General features: G+C 65.7%; 15 protein-coding genes. 4 read left to right on the top strand and 11 right to left on the bottom strand.

What is annotated here, in order from left to right:
• Position 1: 1 nt before the first annotated feature.
• Positions 2 to 1,072 carry an NAD(P)H-dependent flavin oxidoreductase gene (locus tag CEY11_RS23010; RefSeq protein WP_088605771.1) on the top strand — a complete coding sequence of 357 codons (1,071 nt, stop codon included), beginning with the start codon at positions 2 to 4 and terminating at the stop codon, positions 1,070 to 1,072.
• 116 nt (positions 1,073 to 1,188) lie between these two features.
• Entirely contained in the window at positions 1,189 to 2,148 is a 960-nt protein-coding gene (locus CEY11_RS23015; RefSeq protein WP_088605772.1) for a 2-hydroxyacid dehydrogenase, read from the top strand.
• On the opposite strand, the gene CEY11_RS23020 is transcribed toward CEY11_RS23015, so the two are convergent.
• The 11 genes from CEY11_RS23020 to CEY11_RS23070 form a co-directional block, all read right to left on the bottom strand.
• Positions 2,094 to 2,957, bottom strand: a complete 864-nt coding sequence (locus CEY11_RS23020) for an alpha/beta fold hydrolase (RefSeq protein ID WP_088605773.1) — start codon at positions 2,955 to 2,957, stop codon at positions 2,094 to 2,096. The two genes, CEY11_RS23015 and CEY11_RS23020, sit on opposite strands and share 55 nt — an antisense overlap.
• Before the next feature lie 161 nt (positions 2,958 to 3,118).
• Positions 3,119 to 3,928, bottom strand: a complete 810-nt coding sequence (locus CEY11_RS23025) for an ABC transporter ATP-binding protein (protein WP_088605774.1) — start codon at positions 3,926 to 3,928, stop codon at positions 3,119 to 3,121.
• Between the two features lie 6 nt (positions 3,929 to 3,934).
• Positions 3,935 to 5,008, bottom strand: coding sequence for a FecCD family ABC transporter permease (locus CEY11_RS23030; protein ID WP_088605775.1), 1,074 nt, complete (start codon positions 5,006 to 5,008; stop codon positions 3,935 to 3,937).
• Complete coding sequence (gene ybgF / locus CEY11_RS23035; protein WP_088605776.1) at positions 5,008 to 5,694, bottom strand: tol-pal system protein YbgF; 687 nt, start codon at positions 5,692 to 5,694, stop codon at positions 5,008 to 5,010. Before ybgF ends, CEY11_RS23030 begins: the two co-directional genes overlap by 1 nt.
• A 73-nt stretch (positions 5,695 to 5,767) precedes the next feature.
• Complete coding sequence (pal, locus tag CEY11_RS23040; protein WP_088605777.1) at positions 5,768 to 6,265, bottom strand: peptidoglycan-associated lipoprotein Pal; 498 nt, start codon at positions 6,263 to 6,265, stop codon at positions 5,768 to 5,770.
• 34 nt (positions 6,266 to 6,299) lie between these two features.
• Positions 6,300 to 7,541: a Tol-Pal system beta propeller repeat protein TolB gene (gene tolB / locus CEY11_RS23045; protein ID WP_233155039.1), complete on the bottom strand. Its 1,242-nt coding sequence runs from the start codon at positions 7,539 to 7,541 to the stop codon at positions 6,300 to 6,302.
• Positions 7,542 to 7,622: 81 nt separating this feature from the next.
• Positions 7,623 to 8,984 (bottom strand): cell envelope integrity protein TolA, encoded by a 1,362-nt coding sequence (gene tolA / locus CEY11_RS23050; RefSeq protein ID WP_088605810.1) that lies wholly within the window; start codon positions 8,982 to 8,984, stop codon positions 7,623 to 7,625.
• Between the two features lie 41 nt (positions 8,985 to 9,025).
• Positions 9,026 to 9,475 (bottom strand): protein TolR, encoded by a 450-nt coding sequence (gene tolR / locus CEY11_RS23055; protein ID WP_088605779.1) that lies wholly within the window; start codon positions 9,473 to 9,475, stop codon positions 9,026 to 9,028.
• Positions 9,475 to 10,146 (bottom strand): protein TolQ, encoded by a 672-nt coding sequence (gene tolQ, locus CEY11_RS23060; protein ID WP_088605780.1) that lies wholly within the window; start codon positions 10,144 to 10,146, stop codon positions 9,475 to 9,477. Before tolQ ends, tolR begins: the two co-directional genes overlap by 1 nt.
• A gap of 3 nt (positions 10,147 to 10,149) precedes the next feature.
• Positions 10,150 to 10,575, bottom strand: coding sequence for a tol-pal system-associated acyl-CoA thioesterase (gene ybgC, locus CEY11_RS23065; protein WP_088605781.1), 426 nt, complete (start codon positions 10,573 to 10,575; stop codon positions 10,150 to 10,152).
• Positions 10,576 to 10,660: 85 nt separating this feature from the next.
• The gene (locus CEY11_RS23070; protein WP_088605782.1) at positions 10,661 to 12,400 is read right to left on the bottom strand and encodes a proline--tRNA ligase; all 1,740 of its coding nucleotides are present in this window, start codon (positions 12,398 to 12,400) and stop codon (positions 10,661 to 10,663) included.
• Between the two features lie 66 nt (positions 12,401 to 12,466).
• Between CEY11_RS23070 and CEY11_RS23075 the strand changes: the two genes are divergently transcribed.
• Together CEY11_RS23075 and CEY11_RS23080 are read left to right on the top strand one after the other, a co-directional pair.
• Positions 12,467 to 13,027 (top strand): RNA pyrophosphohydrolase, encoded by a 561-nt coding sequence (locus tag CEY11_RS23075; protein WP_088605783.1) that lies wholly within the window; start codon positions 12,467 to 12,469, stop codon positions 13,025 to 13,027.
• A complete protein-coding gene (locus CEY11_RS23080) occupies positions 13,008 to 13,685 on the top strand; it encodes a response regulator (protein WP_088605784.1) in 678 nt (225 codons plus the stop codon). Before CEY11_RS23075 ends, CEY11_RS23080 begins: the two co-directional genes overlap by 20 nt.

The following is a 13,685-nucleotide window of genomic DNA, read 5'->3' on the forward strand; positions in this document are numbered from 1 at the left end:
CATGAATACAGCCTGCGCTCGCGCTGAACAGTTCTGCCGCCGTTTCGGGTTGCGTGCCCCGATATTGCTGGCGCCCATGGCGGGAGCGTGTCCGCCGCAATTGTCGGTTGCGGTGGCCGAGGCGGGCGGCATGGGTGCCTGCGGCGTGTTGTTGATGCAGCCCGACGACATCGCCGCCTGGGTGGCGCAATTCCGCGCACACAGCCAGGGCGCGTTCCAGCTGAACCTGTGGATCCCCGACCCGGCGCCGGCGCGCGATGCCGGGCACGAGGCGGCGCTGCGCGCTTTCCTGGGGCAGTGGGGGCCGCCGGTTCCTGCCGAAGCTGCGGATGGCCGGCCGCCGGATTTCGCCGCGCAGTGTGCGGCGATGCTCGATGCGCGGCCCAATGTGGTCTCTTCCATCATGGGTGTGTATCCGCCGGAATTCGTGCGCGAGCTCAAGGCACGTGGCATTGCCTGGTTCGCGGTGGCGACCACCGTGGCCGAAGCGCGCCAGGCCGAGGCCGCCGGCGCCGACGCCATCGTTGCGCAGGGCGCCGAGGCGGGCGGCCATCGCGGCAGCTTCGACGCCGGCTCGGCCTTGCGCCAGCAGGCGGGCCTGTTCGCGCTGCTGCCGGCCGTCGTGGACGCGGTGCGGGTTCCGGTGGTCGCCGCGGGCGGTATCGCGGATGCGCGCGGCGTGGCGGCGGCCTTGACGCTGGGGGCCAGTGCGGTGCTGGTGGGTACGGGCTTTCTGCGCAGCGACGAATCGAGCATCCATCGCGCCTGGGCCGACGCGCTGGCCCGTACCGCGCCGGAAGACACCGTGGTCAGCCGTGTCTTCAGCGGCCGGGCGGGGCGCTGCATCGTCAATGACTATGTGCGTGCCGCTGCGGCGGACACTGCGCCGGCTCCGGCCCCGTACCCTGTGCAGCGCGGCCTGACCGCCGCGATGCGCAAGGCGGCGGCCCAGCAGGGCAATTTGCAGCACATGCAGGCCTGGGCGGGGCAGTCGGCCGCACTGGCGCAGGCGCGGCCGGCGGGCGAGATCGTGCACACGCTGTGGCAAGGAGCCCGGGCGCTGCTGGACTAGGACTAGGGGCCGCCTGCGCAGAGCTTGCCCGCCGGCCGGCCCGATTGATCTATGATGCAGGCTGCCCATCAACTACGTATCGACGCGCTCCGGATACGAACCGGGGTCGGCCCGCCATGACACAGAAAATCACCCTATTGGCGCTTGTCGCCTTGCGCGCGCAATTCCTTGAGCAGCTGCGCGCCAAATACGATGTGATCTACGCACCCAAAGACGCCGACCGCCAGGCCGCGGTCGCGCAGCACGGTACGCGCGTGCGCGCCGTGATGACCATGGGCACGGTGGGCCTGACGGGGCAAGAAATAGCCGCCATGCCCAATCTGGAGCTGATCTGCACCTTGGGAGTCGGCTATGAGAGGGTCGATCTGGCTGCCGCCGGAGCGCGCGGCATCATGGTCGCCAATGGCGCCGGCACCAATTCGTCCACGGTTGCCGACCATGCCTTCGCCCTGCTGCTGGCCGTCGTGCGCGGCATTGTCAAGCTTGACCGCGCGGTGCGCGAGGGGCTGTTCCGCGACACTCTTCCAAGCTACATGCCGACGGTCTGCGGCAAGCGTCTGGGCATACTCGGCTTCGGCATGATAGGCCGCCAGATCGCCCGCAGGGCGGCCGGCTTCGACATGGAGGTCGGCTACTACAGCCGCAGCCGGCGCGACGATGCCGGTTGCCGCTATTTCGACACGCCGCTCGACCTGGCGACTTGGTGCGACTACCTGATCGCGGCGGTGCCCGGCGGCGTGGACACTCGCCACCTGGTGAATGCACAGGTGCTGCAAGCCCTGGGGCCCAAAGGCGTGGTGGTGAATATTTCGCGCGGCAGCGTGGTGGATACCGATGCCCTGGCCGAGGCCTTGCGCACCGGCGTGATCGCCGCGGCCGGGCTCGATGTCTACGAAAGCGAGCCGCAGCCTCCGCAGCCTCTGATCGGCCTGTCCAACGTCGTGCTTACGCCGCACGTCGCCGGGCGCTCCCCGGAGGCCGCACAGGCGCAGTTCGACCGCTTCCTGGAGAATGCGGAAGGCTATTTCAGCGGACGCGGGGTCGTGTCGCCGGTACCCATGAGCGGGCCGGCCTGAGCATGGCGGTCTAAAAAATCCAGCACGCAGCGGTTGAAGGCCAGCGGGTTGGCCAAGTTCATGCCATGGGCGGCCTGCGGGATGACCGCACGCTCCACATCCCGCAGCACTGCTTGTAGCGTGTCCTGGCGCCGCCCATAGCGGGGCGGGCTGTCGGCGCCGCCCAATAGCAGCACCGGGCATTCCAGCGCTTGCACCCTGGCCATGTCGAAGGGCAGTCCGGCTTCGCGCACCTGCGACAGCAGCGTGCCGGCATTGTCCCGCACCATGGTCTTGAACCAGCCCACCATGCGGCGCCAGGTATCGGGGCCGTTGACTGTGTCGACGAATTCGGCCAGGGCGCCTTCGATGTCGCCCTGCTCGAGCCTGCGCACCGCGTCGTAGTGGAAGGCCGGCGGCGCCGGATCCCCAGCGGCCGGAAAGCCCGGGTCGGCCAGCGTCAGGCTGCGCAGCAGTTCGGGGTTGTTGCATGCCAGTTCCAGCGCCACGCGGGCGCCGCGCGAATGGCCCAGCAGGTGCACGGGGCTGGCGCCCGGCTGCAGGCGTATGAAATCCGCCAGGTCGCGGGCGTGTTGCTCGACGTTGAAACGCGGGTCTGCCCGGGTGTATGCCGCGGGCCAGTAGCCGCGCAGACTGGGCGCCAGCACGCGATAGCGCGCGCCCAGGGCCGGCAGCTGCCAGCGCCAGTAGCGGTAGTCGCACAAAGAGCCATGCACCAGCAGCACGGCGGGGCCGGCCCCGGTTGCGGTGTAGGCCATGGGGTAGTCCAGGCCCTGGACATGATATTGGGGTAGATCGGGAGCGGGCATGAAAAAAGATTTGTCGGGTTCGGGCAGGTGGCCGCGGCGGGCGTCAATATTCGTTCGGACTGTTCGTGGATCCGGCCCGCGCTTCGACCGTATCGATTGAAGCGGCGGGTTCCATTTCCAAATCGACCGTGCTGCGCTGCGCTTTCGCGTTCACGATCGATTTAGGAATGGAATGAGTCGGCCAGGCCCGACACTAACACATGGGGATGGCCCAGGCTGGATGATTCCACGCGGGCCAATATGGAAAAGGCGCGCGCCAGGTGATCGGGCCGAATCACTTCGGCCGGCGTACCGGCCGCCAGCAGGGCGCCGTGCGTCAGCAGCAGGGCCTGGTCGGCATAGCGCAGCGCCATGTCCAGGTCGTGCAGCACCAGCACCACCAGGATGCGGCGCTCGTGCGCCAGGCCGAGCAAGATCTGCATGACATGATGCTGGTGGTTCAAATCCAGCGCGGTCAGGGGTTCGTCCAGCAGCAGTACGGCCGGCTCATGCACCATGGCCTGGGCGAGCCCGGCCAGTTGTCGCTGGCCGTCGGACAGCTCGTCCAGATAGCGATCCGCCAGGGCGGCGATGCCCAGCTCATCGAGCACGGCGGCGACGCGCCGCGCCGCGTTCGTGGCGGGTGCTGCGCCGGGCCGCGCCCGCAAGGCCACCATGACCGCCTCGAAGACGCTCAGGTGCACGTCGGCGGGCAAGCCCGGCGGCAGATAGCGCAGGTAATGGGCGCGGGCAGCCGCGGCCATGGGGCGCAGATCGGTCGCGCCCAACGCCAGCCGTGCGGCGCGCGCGGGCACCAGTCCCGCCAGCGCCTTGAGCAGCGTCGACTTGCCGCTGCCGTTGGGGCCCAGCAGCGCCACCAGCGCGCCGGCGGGCAGCGGGGGGATATCGAGGCCGCTCAGTATCCCGCGCCCGCCCAGGCGCACCGAAATACCGTCGGCGAACAGGGAGTCGGTTTGCGTGGTTGGCGCCATGGAGTGCTATTGCAGTACGCGCCGGCGCAGCAGCGCGGCCAGGAAGAAAGGGATGCCAACCAGCGTGGTGACCAGCCCGACGGGCAGCACGACGCTGGCCGAGATCAGTTCGGAGACGAGGCTGGCCGCGGCCAGCATGACGCCTCCGGCAAGCGCGCTGGCCGGCAAGTACCAGCGATGGTCTTCGCCCCAGAGCCTGCGCGCGATGTGCGGCGCGACCAGACCGACGAAGCCTATGACACCGGTAAGCGCCACGGCCAGTGCCGCCAGCACGCTGATGCGCAGCAGTGCCGCGCGCCGCAGCCTGCGCGGGTCGACGCCGAAGCCGGTGGCGCGATCGTCGCCGAAGCGCAGCGCGGTCAGCGCCCAGGACTGGCGCCAGGCATGCGCCAGCACCAGGGCCAGAACCAGGCTCATGACGGCCAGCCGCGGCCAGTCGCTGCGCGCCAGGCTGCCCATCATCCAGAAGACCAGATCCTGCAGTGCGGCGGCGCTGGCGGCGATCTGTATCAGCGACAGCAGGGCATTGAAGGTGAACACCAGGGCGATGCCGAACAGGATCAGGCCGGGGGCGCCGATGCGCGCCCGGCGCGCCACCAGATCCAGCAGCCAGGCGCACAGCAGCGCGAAGACGAAGGCATTGCCCGTAAGCATGTATTGCTCCGCCACCCCGGGCAGGCTGAAGCCCAGCACCAGGGGCAGCGCCGCACCCAGCGCCGCGGCCGACGAAATGCCCAGCGTGAACGGGCTGGCCAGCGGGTTGTTGAGTACCGTCTGCATTTCGGCCCCCGCAAGCCCGAGTGCGGCTCCGACCACCGCGGCCATAAGAGCCTGGGGCAGGCGGATGTGCCAGACGATGACGCTGAGCGTGGGGTCGGCCTGCGGTGCACGCCATAGCGCCTGCGCCAACGCGCCGACGCTGGCCGGAGCGGGGCCGACCAGCACATCGGCGCACACCAGCAGCAGAAGCAGGGCGGCAAGCGCGCCCAGCCACAGCCTGCGGGTACGCTGCCGGTTTTGCTGGGGGCGATTGCCGTGCCCGTCGATGCCGGGCGTGCTGTGCGCCGACGGCCGGGGCATTACTGCAGCAGTTTGAGGCGGCTCTTGGCGGTTTCAGCCGCGGAGGTTTGCGGGTAGGACTTGACGATGCGCTGCAGGGTGCTCTTGGCGCCCGACAGGCTGTTGAGTTCGATCTGGCTGGCCGCCACCACCAGCAGCGCGTCGGCGGCCCGCGGGTCGTGCGGATCGGCCTGTACCAGCGCCTGCAGTTCCTGGATGGCGCCCTTGAAGTTCTTGCTGGCGTAAAGGCTGCTGCCCTGGTAGAAGCGGGCCTCGGAGGCCAGCTGGCTGCTCGGGTATTTTTGCAGGAAGGCGCCGAACCCGGCCGCGGCTTCCTTGTACTTGGCGCTGCGGAACAGGCCCATGGGCTGGTCGTAGGCCGCCTGTTCTTGCGGATTGCCGACCTGCTTGGGGCTGCCGCCGCTCTGGTCTTGCGTGGAGCGCTTGCTGAGATCCTGTTCCCAGCGCAGTTTTTCCAGCTCGCCGCGCATCGTGGTGACTTCGTGCTGCAGCGTCTGGATCTGGTCGGCCAGCTGCAGCCGCGCCTGCTGGTTCTGCGTGGTCATTTGCTGGATCTGCTGGCGCAGATCCAGAATGGCGCGCCGCGCTTCGTCGTCGGAGAAGGCATGAGCGGGCAGGGCCAAGCCGGTCAGCGACAGGGCGGCGGCGGCGAGGGCTGCGCGCAGGGACGTGGATTGAAGGCTCATATCGGTTTCCGTTCAAATAAAAAACGCCGCGGCGGTCGGCCGCCACGGCGTCGTGCTGCGACGGGCGCGGATATCAGCGCTGGTAGACGATATCGGCGCGGCGGTTTTCAGCATAGTCGGCTTCGGTGTGGCCCAGTGCCTTGGGCTTTTCCTTGCCGAAGCTGATGGCTTCGATCTGGTTGCTGTTCACGCCGAGCAGGGTCATCATCTTGGCGACTGCATCGGAGCGGCGCTGGCCCAGGGCCAGATTGTACTCGGCGCTGCCGCGTTCGTCGGCATTGCCTTCGATGCGAACCTTTTGCTGGTTGTGCGCGGCCAAGTAGTGGGCGTGCATTTCAACCAGGCTGCGGTATTGATCCGGCACCACGTAGCTGTCGAAGTCGAAGTACACCGAACGCTGCTGCGCCAGAGGGCTTTGCGGATTGAACGGATCCATGACCTGGCCGGCACTGGCCGAGCCCGAACCATTGGCGCCGTTGTTGGCGTTTTGATCCAGGGGCACGGAGCTGCAAGCGGCCAGGGCAGCGGCTAATGCAGCGATAGTGAGGCTTTTAGCGATGCGCGAGCTCATTTAAGTTCCTTTGAAAGAAGAGTCACACTGAAAACTAGTTGGTGAATGGGCCCCAAGTCGGTTCGCGCACTTTGCCATTGAGGGCCGACAGCGTTTGACGCACGCGGCCATCGATAGAAACAACGGCCAGAACACTGCGACCGCCTTGAATAGAGCTATATAGGATCTGCATACCGTTCGGCGCGAAACTTGGGGATTGGTCGTCGGGCCCGTTGGTCAGCAATTGTTCGGAGCCGCTGGACATGTTTTGCAGCGCGATACGGAAGGCGCCACCCCTACGGGTGACGTAAACCAGATTACTGGCATCCGGCGACAGGTGCGGTGAGACGTTGTAACTGCCATTGAAGGTAATGCGTTGGGCTTCTCCGCCACTAACCGGCACTTTATAAGTCTGCGGACTGCCGCCGCGGTCGCTGGTGAAAATCAGCGAACCGCCGTCGGGGGTAAACGAAGGCTCTGTGTCGATCAGGGGGGAGCGCATGACGCGACGCAAGCCTGAACCATCCGCATTGATAGTATAGATCTGAGAGATGCTGTCGCGCGAGAGGACGATGGCAAGCTGTTGTCCGTTGGGTGACCAGGCCGGGGCGCTGTTGTTGCCTTTGAAGTTCGCAACCGGGAAACGTTGTCCGGTGGCGAGGGTCTGGAGATACACCACGGGCTTGCCGGATTCGAAGCTGACATAGGCCAGGCGCTTGCCGTCGGGCGACCAGGCGGGCGAAATAATGGACTGGCGCGAGCGCAGCATCACCTGCGGATTCTGGCCGTCGGCGTCTGCAATTTGTAACTCATAAGTGTTGCCGGTTTGCAACACATAAGCGATGCGGGTAGAGAACACGCCACGAACACCGGTGATTTTTTGATAGATGCGGTCGGCGATCTGATGCGAAATGCGGCGCAGTTCTTTTTGGGTGCCGGTGAAGGCGACACCATCGAGCTGGCTCTTGCGCACGGAATCGACCAGACGGTAGCTGACACTGTATTGGTCGCCCGACTGCGTTATCGACCCGTAGGCCAGATAGTCGGCGCCGCGGCTGCGCCATTCGTCATAGGACACCGAGCTTTCGGTGCTGAGATTGGCGCCGGTGGCGTTGATCAGCTGGAACTGCCCCGTGCGGCTGAGGTCGGCGCGTATGACGTCGCCCACTGCCTGGCCTTGCCCGCTGCCGGAGAAATCGGCAATGGCGATCGGGTACTGGGTCGCGCCCACCCCGGAGATATCGACGCGCAACTGCGCCTGTGCCTGCTTGCCCGCCATCAGGCAGGCTGCGGCCATGAATAGTCCGCCGGCCCACAGCCGCCAGGAATGGGGCGAGGCGGGTCGGGCGAGAGTGGCTGCTGTCATGTCTGCAATCTCCTATTCGTACATGCGGTAGTCGCCGTCGACGTACGACGGATATCTGCCGGAGGGTGGTTTCGGGAATGGCGAGCAGTTCTGGATTCCTGTTGCGACCGCGCGATCGAAGCCGGGGATGCCGGAGGAACGCTGCACTTCCACCTTGGTAACTAGGCCGTGGGGGTCGAGGGTTGCTCTATATTGTACTGTCGGGTTCGAGCTGCCGCGGCGCTGCGGCACCGGATAGGCCACGCGCGGGCGTATGCAGGCGCGCACCTTGGCAGCGTAGCCATTGTCGTTGCCGCCGCCGCCCGATTGGTTGTGGTCGGCGGTGCCGTTAGGTATGCCGGCGGCGCCCAAGGCATCGCTGCGCATGGCCTTGCGCAGCGCTTCGCGCTTGGCAGCCGCGGCTTTTTCCGCAGCCGCCTTCTTGGCGGCGGCTTCCTTGGCCTTCTTGTCGGCCGCGGCCTTTTCCGCCGCAGCCTTCTCGGCGGCGGCCTTGTCGGCTGCCGCTTTTTCGGCCGCGGCCTTCTCCGCCGCGGCGGCTTTCTCCGCGGCAGCTTTCTCGGCGGCCGCCTTGGCGGCGGCAGCCTTCTTGGCCGCATCTTCCTTGGCTTTCTTTTCAGCGGCGGCTTTTTCCGCTGCTGCCTTCTTGGCGGCTTCTTCCTTGGCCTTCTTGTCGGCCGCGGCCTTTTCCGCAGCCGCTTTTTCTGCAGCGGCTTTCTCTGCCGCCGCCTTTTGCGCCGCAGCTTTTTCTGCAGCCGCTTTTTCTGCAGCCGCTTTTTCGGCCGCGGCTTTTTCGGCGGCAGCCTTTTCAGCTGCAGCTTTTTCAGCTGCGGCCTTTTCAGCCGCGGCCTTGGCGGCCGCCTTCTTGGCCGCGTCTTCCTTGGCTTTCTTCTCGGCCGCTTTTTGCGCCGCCAATTGGGCCGCTTTTTCCTGTTCCTGCTTTTCGCGTTCCTTGCGCGCCTTGTCCAGCGCAATGTCGGGATCGACCTGCGGCTGCGGGGTAGGAGTCGGCTGCGCCGGCGTTTCGGGGGGCGGCGGCGGAGGCGGTGGGGGCGGCGCCGGCTTGGGCGGGGGCGTCGGGGTGGGCGGCGGCGTCGGCTTGGCCGGCTCGGGGGGTTTGGGCGGGGTAGGCGCCGGCGCCGGCTGATCGGGGGTGTCGGGCTCGGTATCGGGTTCGTCGGCCGTTGGGGTGGTGCCCTGGGCCCACAGCTCGATCTGCACCGGGTTCGGTGTGCGCGGGCTGGACATCAGGAATCCCAGCAGCATGAACACGATCAGCAGGCCGTGTATGGTCAGCGCGTAGACCAGGCCGCGGCGCTCGTCTTTTTGCTCGGGCGTGCTGGGCCGTGAGGGGCTATTGAATGATGTCGGCTTCATGGGTTCGGCGCGCCGCCCTGATTTACCGGGCGGCAGCGCGATCATTTGTTCAGCGGGCCGGCATTGGCCTGCTGGTTCACGAGCAGGCCCAGCCGGGTGACGCCGTTGGAACGCAGTTCATCCATGATCTTCATGACCGATTCGTACGGCACCTTGCCATCGGCGGCGATGACTACCGGGGTGTCGGCCGTGAGCATGGACTGAACCTTGGAGATCAGATCCTGGCTCGCGGTTTTCTCGTATTCGGCCCCGGGTTCGCGGCGTCGCACCGCCAGCGAGCCGTCTTCGGCAATCTGTACTTCGATCGGCGTGGCGGGCACTTCGGCCGCCTGGCCTACCGAGGGCAGATTGATCAGGCCCGGAGTGATCATGGGCGCGGTCACCATGAAGATGACCAGCAGCACCAGCATCACGTCGATATAGGGAACGACGTTGATTTCGTTCTTCAGGCGGCGTCCCGAACGGCCGCCGTAACCGCGGTTCGAGGGCATCAGCGCACCTGACGTTGCAGTATGTTGAGGAATTCGTCGATGAAGCTGTCGAAACGGATCGACAGGCGATCGATTTCATTGGTGTAGCGGTTGTAGGCAATGACCGCGGGAATGGCGGCAAACAGGCCGATGGCGGTGGCGATCAGGGCCTCGGCGATGCCGGGGGCGACCGAAGCCAGAGTGGCCTGCTGCATGGCCGACAGGCCGATGAAGGCGTGCATGATGCCCCAGACCGTGCCGAGCAGGCCCAGATAGGGGCTGACCGAGCCGGCCGAGGCCAGGAAGTTCAGGTGCGATTCGAGGCCGTCCATTTCGCGCTGGTAGGTGGCACGCATGGCGCGGCGCGGGCCGTCCAGCGCCGATTCGCCGCCGCCGTGGCGCCGCGCCTTGATGAATTCGGTCATGCCGGCATCGAAGATGCGCGCCAGCGAGCCGTGCTCGGCGCGGCGGCTGGCCACGGCCTGCTGCAGCACCGAGAGATCGCCGCCCGCCCAGAAGTCGTCCTCGAAGCGCCGCGTCTGTTCATTGGCGCGCCTGAGCGTGGCGCGCTTGCTGAAAATATAAGTCCATGACAAGACCGAGATACCCAGCAGGATCAGCATGACCAACTGCACAGGAATGCTGGCATTGAGCATCAAAGAGATCAACGACAGGTCGTTGGAGGCGTGCATGATTTATTCCTGAACCTTTTCCAGAAGAGTATGAAGTTCAACGGGTAGTGCGACAGGGCGGGATGTATCCAGATCCAGGCAGCAAATCTGGACAGTGCTAACACACAGCAGTTCCCTTTCGCGGTCGATAAATTGCTCGAAGGTGATCGATGCCGGGCCCAGGCGCACGACCCTGCTGCGGATCGTGAGGAGGTCGTCGAGTCGCGCCGGTTTGCGGTATTGTATTTCAAGGCCCTTGACCACGAAGCCGCGGCGCTGGCGCTGTGCCAGTTCGTGCTGGCCTACACCCAGCTCGCGCAGCCATTCGGTGCGAGCCCTTTCCAGGAATTTCAAATAATTCGCATAGAACACCACACCCCCGGCGTCGGTGTCTTCGTAATATACGCGAATCTGGAAAGTGGAAAATTTATCAGGTGTTTCAGTGGGCATGGAAATGGTTAGTCAGTGTGTCCACGCGGCCCCGACCGCGCCGCCCGGCGCAGCATCTTTTGCTGCCCCGGGCGAGCCCTGGGATTCAGAGTGATTTTAACCTTTCGAGCGCGGCGGCCTGCGCCTGTTCCACCGGCACTTTCACGGCCGCGGCATCGCTGCGCGCCTGGATCTCTACCACGCCTTCTTTGAGCCCCCGGTCGCCCACCGTAATGCGCAGCGGCACGCCGATGAGTTCCCATTCGGCGAACATGACGCCGGGCCGTATGTCGCGGTCGTCCAGTATCGCTTCCACCCCTTGCTCTTGCAGGCCCAGGTAGATTTGTTCCGAAATGTTTCCGACCTTTTCGTTCTTGTTTGCACCGACCGGGCAGATCACGACCTCGAAGGGGGCAATCGCCCGCGGCCAGACGATGCCCTTGTCGTCGTGGCATTGCTCGATGGCCGCGGCGGAGATGCGGCTGATGCCTATGCCGTAGCAGCCCATTTGCAGCAGGGCGGGCTTGCCGTCGGTATCCAGGAATGTGGCCTGCAGCGCCTTGGAATATTTGTCGCCCAGGAAGAATACGTGGCCCACTTCGATGCCGCGCTGTATGGCCAGGTGGCCGCCGTTGGGGTCGGGGTCGCCCGCCACCACGTTGCGCAGGTCGGCGCTCTGCGGCTCCGGCAGGTCGCGGCCCCAGTTGGCGCCGGTATAGTGATAGCCCTCGCGGTTGGCGCCGCAGATGAAGTCGCTCATGTGCGCGACGGTCAGGTCGGCGATGATGCTGACAGGCTTGGCGGTGTCGATGGGGCCCAGGTAGCCGGGCACGCAGCCGAAGCTGTCGAGAATTTCCGCCTCGGTGGCGAAACGGAAGCCGCGTTCGAAGCCCGGCAGCTTGCCGGCCTTGATTTCGTTCAGCTCGTGGTCGCCGCGCAGCAGCAGCAGCCAGATGCGCACCTGGCCGTCGGCGTCGTCTTCGGCCGGGTCGGTGGCCAGCACGATGGACTTGACCGTATCGCTCAGGGGCCGGCCGAGCTGTTGGGCGACCAGCTCGCACTTGGGCGCCTGCGGCGTCGCGGTCAGTACCAGCTCTTCTTTCGGTTCGGCGCGGTGTTCGATCAGGCAGGGCGCCGCCGCCAGTTCGATGTTGGCGGCGTACTGCGTGTCGGGGTTGTAGACCAGCAGGTCTTCGCCGGTGTCGGCGATCACCTGGAACTCGTGGCTGCGCGAGCCGCCTATGGATCCGGTGTCGGCCGCCACCGCGCGGAACTTCAGGCCCAGGCGCCCGAAGATGCGCATGTAGGCCTGGAACATAATGTCGTAGCTGGCCTGGGCGCCGGCCTCGTCGCGGTCGAAGGAATAGGCGTCCTTCATGGTGAATTCGCGGCCGCGCATCAGGCCGAAGCGGGGCCGGCGCTCGTCGCGGAACTTGGTCTGTATGTGATAGAAATTCAGCGGCAGCTGGCGCCAGCTGTGGATTTCGTTGCGGGCGATGTCGGTGACCACTTCCTCGGACGTGGGCTGCAGCACGAAGTCGCGCTGGTGGCGGTCTTTGATGCGCAGCAGCTCGTCGCCGTATTTTTCCCAGCGGCCCGATTCCATCCACAGCTCGGCCGGCTGCACCACGGGCATCAGCAGCTCGATGGCGCCGGCCCGGTTCATTTCCTCGCGCACCACGTTTTCGATCTTGCGCAGCACCCGCAGGCCCAGGGGCATGTAGGTATAGATGCCGCCGGCCACCTTGCGTATCATGCCCGCCCGGGTCATGAGGCGGTGGCTGGCGACTTCGGTCTCGGCCGGTGCCTCTTTGAGCGTGTTGATGTGATACTTGGATGCGCGCATGGTGGGGATCTCTGCAGATACGTATAATCAGGCGTAATTGTATTGAATTCGCTTTTGGGGTGGCCTATGTTGGATCGCGAAGGCTACCGTCCTAATGTCGGCATTATCCTCGTAAACCAAAAAAACGAGGTTTTCTGGGGTAAACGTGTTCGTGAGCATGCATGGCAGTTTCCGCAAGGCGGAATCCAGTATGGCGAGAGTCCGGTGCAGGCCATGTACCGGGAACTCCACGAAGAGGTGGGGCTGCAGCCCGAACACGTTCGGATATTAGGGCGTACGCGTGACTGGTTGCGCTACAACGTGCCGAACAATTTTGTTCGGCGCGATTCGCGCGGGCACTATAAAGGACAAAAACAGATCTGGTTCCTGCTGAGGATGGTCGGACGCGATACCGACGTGTGCCTGCGCACCACGCGGCACCCCGAATTCGACGCCTGGCGCTGGAGCCAGTATTGGGTGCCGCTCGAAGCGGTCATCGAGTTCAAGCGCGAGGTCTATACCCTGGCACTGAATGAATTGGCGCAGATCCTGTTCCGCCGTGGGCAGGACACGCGCTTCCTGCGCCAGCGCGCGCAGGGCCAGCGGCGTTCCGGGCGCGACGGGGATCATGCGCATACTGTTGGTTGAAGACGAGCGCGAAATGGCTTCCTGGCTCGAGCGCGCCTTGGCGCAGAGCGGGTTCGTGCCGGATCACGCGCCCGATGCGCACAGCGCCGAGGCCAAGCTGGCCGAGCGAGAATACGATGCGGTGGTCATGGATCTGCGCCTGCCGGACAAGCATGGCCTGGTGCTGCTGCGCGAGATGCGCGCCCGCGGCGACGTCACGCCGGTGCTGATCCTGACGGCCCAAGGGGCTTTGCAGGATCGGGTGCGGGGCCTGAATCTCGGCGCCGACGATTTCATGAGCAAGCCTTTCGCGCTGGAAGAACTCGAGGCGCGGCTGACCGCGCTGGTGCGGCGCAGCCGCGGCCGGCCGGTGCCGCGGCTGCAATGCGGCGCCCTGGAATACGACAGCGAGAGCCGTGCGTTTTCGCTGGACGGCGCGATCGTGCACCTGACTCCGCGCGAGCACGCTGCACTGGTGGCGCTGATGCTGCGCAGCGGCGTGCCGGTCGAGAAAATGCAGCTGTTCGGCAAGGTGTTCGAGCACGACAGCGAGGCCAGCCCTGACGCCATCGAAGTCGTGCTGCATCGCCTGCGCAAGAAGCTGGCCGGCAGCGACGTGCATATCGTCACGGTGCGCGGCCTGGGCTACATGCTCGAAAGCATGCAGGATGGGCCCTGA

Source organism: Candidimonas nitroreducens (genome assembly GCF_002209565.1).
GTDB lineage: Bacteria > Pseudomonadota > Gammaproteobacteria > Burkholderiales > Burkholderiaceae_B > Candidimonas > Candidimonas nitroreducens.